The 4,675-nt window shown below is 44.1% G+C and carries 2 protein-coding genes and 1 pseudogene; 1 reads left to right on the plus strand and 2 read right to left on the minus strand.

Annotation, left to right across the window (positions count from 1 at the left end):
• Positions 1-162: 162 nt before the first annotated feature.
• Positions 163-1,967 (minus strand): annotated as a pseudogene (locus ACYQ2O_RS10605) (ABC transporter permease/substrate binding protein).
• Positions 1,957-3,165: a quaternary amine ABC transporter ATP-binding protein gene (locus ACYQ2O_RS10610; RefSeq protein ID WP_346024572.1), complete on the minus strand. Its 1,209-nt coding sequence runs from the start codon at positions 3,163-3,165 to the stop codon at positions 1,957-1,959. The pseudogene ACYQ2O_RS10605 and the gene ACYQ2O_RS10610 overlap by 11 nt, the downstream one beginning before the upstream one ends.
• Before the next feature lie 485 nt (positions 3,166-3,650).
• Between ACYQ2O_RS10610 and ehuB the strand changes: the two genes are divergently transcribed.
• Entirely contained in the window at positions 3,651-4,532 is an 882-nt protein-coding gene (gene ehuB / locus ACYQ2O_RS10615; protein WP_346024571.1) for an ectoine/hydroxyectoine ABC transporter substrate-binding protein EhuB, read from the plus strand.
• Positions 4,533-4,675: the final 143 nt, after the last annotated feature.

Consider the following 4,675-nt stretch of genomic DNA (forward strand, 5'->3'; position numbering starts at 1 on the left):
GGACTGCCTTTTGAGCCTACCCATATCCGATTCCTCTGTCTGCATGAAACCTGTGCAGACAAGAATGGAGTTCGTAGGAAGCCCCCACTTCAAAATCCGGAGGATTTAAGTGGTGGGTAGTTCACTTGCGCATTACATCAGATACAAGATTAAAGGATCAGATTATTCGCCGATTCCTTCAATCCATTCAGATACAAGATCCGAATTGTTGTCGACCCAGTTGCGGGCAGCATCTTCAGGTTCTGCACCTTCCTGGATTTCAAGCATGACTTCTTCCATGTGGTCTGTTTCCCAGTAGAAATTATCAAGTAACTGATAAGCTTCTGGTAGGTCTTCAGATAGCCCTTCACGTACAAAGGTATCGATTGTTTCAGCTTCTCCGAATGAACCTTCCGGATCCTCAAGGTATTTCAGGTCGAACTGAGAGAATTTCCAGTGAGGAGACCATCCAGTTACGATAATTTCATCTTCGTTCTGGTATGCAGTAGTCAGTTCCTGGACCATTGCACCTGAAGAAGATGTCTGTACGTTCCATCCGTCAAGATTTTCGTAATCCTCTAAAGCTTGTTCAGCTGCAGCGACAACACCAGCACCTGCTTCGATTCCTGTAATTGTCTGACCCGCTTCATCTGAAAGATCAGCAATAGAATCAACATCCATATATTCAGGAACGACTAATCCAATTACGGCCCCTTCAAGGTTTGTTCCTAGGTGTTCCATTCTGTCTGAATACTCATCAAATTGTGCTTGGTGAGTACCAGGCAGCCATGCAGCAACCATTGCGTCTGCGTCTCCAGAAGCGACTGCTTCCCACATGATTGCATTGTCAAGAGCTGTCAAAGTAACGTCGTATCCCAAATCTTCAAGTACTTCTGCAACGACGTGTGTTGAAGCAATCTCTGAATCCCAGCTTACATAAGATAAAGTAATTTCATCACCATCGACAACTGTTTCAATTTCTTCACCGTTGTCTGCAGTGTCGCTATTATCTTCACATGCTGCTAAAAATAATACTGATGCAGATGCTGCTGTTAGTCCAAACTTTTTCCATGTCATATCCAAAATAAATCTCTCCTTCATAGTTTTGAGTGTATTTATTGTACTGTGTTTGCTTAATTATCTGATTTATTGAAGCCTTGCAGTACGCGGTCTAGAATGATTGCCAGTACCACTAAAGCAAATCCGGCAACGAATCCAGGCCCAACTTGGGCACGCTGGAGAGCATTGATGACGCGTTCACCTAATCCAGGCGCTCCGATCATTGAGGCAATAACAACCATTGAGAGTGCAAGCAGCACAGTCTGGTTTATTCCTGCCATAATAGTCGGTTTAGCCAGAGGCAGTTCAACTTTGAACAGACGCTGTGATCCGGTACTACCAAATGATTCTGCTGCTTCGATCATTTCATCAGGGACCTGACGGATACCCAGGTTCGTGAAGCGGACAGTTGGGGGCAGAGCGAAAATAACAGCTGAGAATACACCGGGTACCATACCGATTCCGAAAAAGGCAACGGCTGGAATAAGGTATACGAATGCCGGCATTGTCTGCATAAAGTCAAGAATTGGGGTAATGATCCAGTTGGCTGTCCGGCTCTTGGCCATCCAGATTCCAACAGGCACACCGATCAGTATGGAAAGCAGACTGGCAACGAGCACAAGCGTGATCGTGTACATTAATGGATCCCATAGTCCCTGGTTATGGATGTAAAGTAGTCCCAATAGTGTAAAAACAGGCAGTCCGAGTTTTTTGCGGCCAGCAAAGTATGCCAAAGCCACAAGCAGGACGATGAATAGGAGCGGCGGGATAAATAGAAGCAGATCTGTAATGCCATCCATCAGCCATGCGCCACCGTCACGAATCGCTCCAAAGAACCAAGACAGGTTCTGTGTCAGCCAGGTGATGATATTGGCCATCCATTCCGATACGGGTAAACGGGGGATCTGGTCTAATATACTATTGTTCATCTATTGTTTCCTCCTCTCGGTCTTTCACTAATGCACCAAGGACGAGTCCTCGGACAACGATACCAAGCAGCTTGTCTTCTCCATCAACAACGGCGACTGGAGTCTGACTATTATGAATGACATCGTATAATTCATGAATCAAAGTTTCTTTATGAACTTTAGGAATATCCGTGCGGACGATTTCCTGCAGATCTTTCTTGTCCTGTTTTACTGCCTCAAGAACATCTTCATCCGTGACGTAGCCTTTCAGCACATTGTTTTTATCGACAACAAGCATGCTGGACAAATTATCAGCCTTCATACGCTGCATAGCCACACGCGGGCCACTCTGCTTGATACGAAGAGTTTGAGGGCGTTCCATGATGTTTTCTGCTGTCAGAACTTTAGAACGGTCGACATCTTCAACGAAACGTTCAACATATTCGTTGGCAGGATTCGTCAGGATCTCTTCGCCTGTTCCTACTTGCACGACTTCTCCGTCTTTCATGATGGCAATGCGGTCACCGATACGCAGCGATTCATTTAAGTCATGTGTAATGAAAATAATCGTTTTGTGCATCGTGTCCTGCATTTCAAGCAGTTCATCCTGCATGTCACGTCTGATCAACGGGTCAAGTGCTGAGAACGCTTCATCCATAAGCAGGATTTCAGGATCATTTGCAAGCGCACGTGCCAGTCCGACACGCTGCTGCATCCCACCAGATAACTGATTAGGACGTTGGTCCTTATATGGAAGAAGACCGGCATTATCCAGGGCACGTTCAGCTTTCTCCTGACGTTCTGCCTTGTCTACTCCCTGAACTTCCAGTCCATACTCAGTATTTTCCAGAATCGTACGGTGCGGGAATAATCCAAAGTTCTGGAATACCATAGATACTTTTTCACGACGGACTTTTCTTAATTGCTCTTTATCCATCTTAGCAATGTCATCCCCATCGATCAGGATGTTGCCTTCAGTCGGTTCGATCAGTCTGTTCAGCATACGAACCAGTGTAGATTTACCACTACCGGATAATCCCATAATGACAAATATTTCACCTTGTTCTACTTTAAAGCTGGCTTTATTTACACCAACGGTTGCGCCTGTCTTTTCAAGAATGTCTTCTTTTGAATGACCCTTCTTTACTAATTCAAGTGCCTGACGTTCTTTCTTTCCGAAAATTTTCGTCAGATTCTGTATTTCTACCTTAGTAGTCAACAAGTTGTCCTCCTTGTATTTTAATTTGTTTTAAACTTTGACGACAATACGTCGCTGACAGAAAGCAAGTGTTGTCTTCTGCCTACGCTCCACTATTCAATGTACCAAAACAATTTAGTAGTGTAAAACCATACGCCTTTACAGCACTTTATGAGAAGAAATGTTATCGTTTACCAAACCCGTAACCAAACAATTCTAAGAATCTGATTAGAAATGACAAAATTGTTTCTTTTTGATGACTTTTTTAAAAGACAAGAGTGAAAGTTTCAAACAATCATTGAAGTGGAGCGTCTGATTTGACCCTGCCAAAAAATCTTTGTTAAGGTAGATATGTGTCTCATGTAATAATGGCTTTTTCCGTGCCTTTGAACAGGGCTATTATCTAATTGCTAAAAAAATTTTATCAATAAAGGATCTAGTTATTAACGGAGTTGGATGTGCATTGGGAATCGATAGGAAAGAATAAGAACAGGAGGAAAGAGAGAATGAAAAGTATAGATAAAAAAGGTCTGCTGTCACTCGCAGCTCTTTCTGCCACAGTCGTCTTGAGTGGCTGTCAGCTCTTCGGAGCGGCAGACGATGAGACAACTCTGGAGCGTGTTCAGCGCGAAGGAGAAGTGACTGTCGGTTTTGCAAACGAACAGCCATATGCATACCAGACAGCTGAAGGAGAACTGACCGGATCTTCGGTTGAGATTGCCAGACAGATTATGGAAAATATGGGAGTCTCTGAAATGAATGGGGTACTGACGGAATTTGCGTCGCTGATTCCAGGGCTTCAGGCAGAGCGATTTGATATGGTCGCTGCTGGTATGTTCATTACACCAGATAGAGCAGCTGCAGATCATATTCAGTTTGCCAATCCTGAATATACTATAGGTCAGGCTATTGCAGTGGAAGCAGGTAATCCACTGGATCTTCATTCATATGAAGACATTGCTGAAAATGATGATGCCATCGTTGCTGTGCCTTCTGGAACGGTAGAGTACGACTTTCTGCTGGATGTCGGAGTACCAGAGGGACGGATCGTTACCGTGCCGGATATGCCGTCAGCGCTTGCCGCACTTCAGGCTGGCCGTGCAGATGTCATTACAGCGACCGGACCGTCTCTGCAATCGATTCTGGATACAGCAGCTGATGACTCAATCGAACGTGTGGATGACTATACTCAGCCGGTGATCGATGGTGAGGAAGTCATCAACTATGGAGCAACAGTATTTAGAGATACAGATGAAGACTTTATTGAGGCCTTCAACCAGGAACTCGATAATCTTAAGAAATCCGGAGAACTTTTAGAGATTATTGAAGAATTCGGCTTTACTGAAGAAGATCTTCCAGGAGATGCAACGGTTGAAGATGCTATTTAACGACAATAATTTATACGGGAACTGTCAAATTTTTTATGAAAACTAAAAATTAAAGGTGGTGAAGGCCCACTGACTATACCAATCGGAGCCGCATTTGCCCTTGACAAACACTTGAATGGTTTCAGTTAAGGTCACAAGGGTGA

It is taken from the genome of Alkalibacterium sp. m-11, assembly GCF_054658155.1.